General features: G+C 50.1%; 1 protein-coding gene. It reads right to left on the minus strand.

From position 1 onward, the window contains the following. Positions 1 to 341: 341 nt before the first annotated feature. Positions 342 to 500, minus strand: coding sequence for a hypothetical protein (locus CJZ82_RS19290; RefSeq protein ID WP_233130370.1), 159 nt, complete (start codon positions 498 to 500; stop codon positions 342 to 344). Positions 501 to 968: the final 468 nt, after the last annotated feature.

Here is a 968-nt window from a genome sequence, read left to right on the forward strand (position 1 = left end):
GCTCGTAGTCCGTGAAGCCCAGCTGGAGGGGTTCGGCCATCCGTTCCAGTCTCAGTCTTGGATCTGGATTGATTTTAGCGGGTTTTTCAGATGTTCCCTAGATATGCGGCCATTTCTTCAGGCGTACGCAGGTGCTCAGCAACGTCATAGGAGGAAATCCTGGCGGCTTGCGAATTGGAGGCTGGTTGTGCTTGGGTCATTGAAAGTAGTTCTGAAACTGGCGGTTTAATTCAAGGGCCTTGGCGATGTCTTTCGGTTGAGTTGACTTGCTGCCCCCAGTAAGAAGTAGTAGGAGTTGATCACCCCTGATGGAGTAGTAAACCCTGTAGCCAGGTCCCACATCAAGCTTTTAATTCAGCAACACCCTCCGTGAGATTTCGGAAAAATCCGGGATTGCCATGGATGAGGCGATCAACGCGCATGAGCACGCGTGCTCTTCCGATTTGATCCTTGAGGCTGTCAATCCAAGCTTGGTAGGCATCTGTCTTGGCGACCCTCATTCCACCAGTGCCTGCCTAAAGCTTTGACATGTGGCCCTTCGTCGTTGATGAAGATCCTAATCCCATCGCTATTATTGCTGCATGCAGCCCATCCAATGAATCGCAATGCAGAATTTCTTTCCCATGTTGTGCTAACTGCGTGTTGCACAGCCAAGCGTTCAGAAGTGTTATCCGTTGATGGGTTTTCCCAGCATGTGGCTATATTCGTGGATTCCCAGATTCCAGACCTAAGCGGGAAAAGAAAGAATTGTGATTGTGCCGCCTTGGCGCTGGCTGTAGCAGCTATTGCAAAGGTAGCTGATAATGCAAAAAAGGCATGCCGGCGTGACATGGAGTTTATCTGAATCGGATGTGCATGCTATCTCTACTTGGGGCTTCCTGAAAAAGGGCAGAGCGGCTGCAACGCAATGGATCTGAGCAGTTTTAGAAGGTAGAATGTGCGCAATTCGGCTCGATATCGCCGAAAAG

Source organism: Synechococcus sp. 1G10 (assembly GCF_002252625.1).
Taxonomy (GTDB): domain Bacteria; phylum Cyanobacteriota; class Cyanobacteriia; order PCC-6307; family Cyanobiaceae; genus Regnicoccus_A.

Excerpts from the sequence above, each read along its gene's own strand:
- CJZ82_RS19290 (WP_233130370.1), bottom strand. The coding sequence starts at position 500 with ATGAGGGTCGCCAAGACAGATGCCTACCAAGCTTGGATTGACAGCCTC.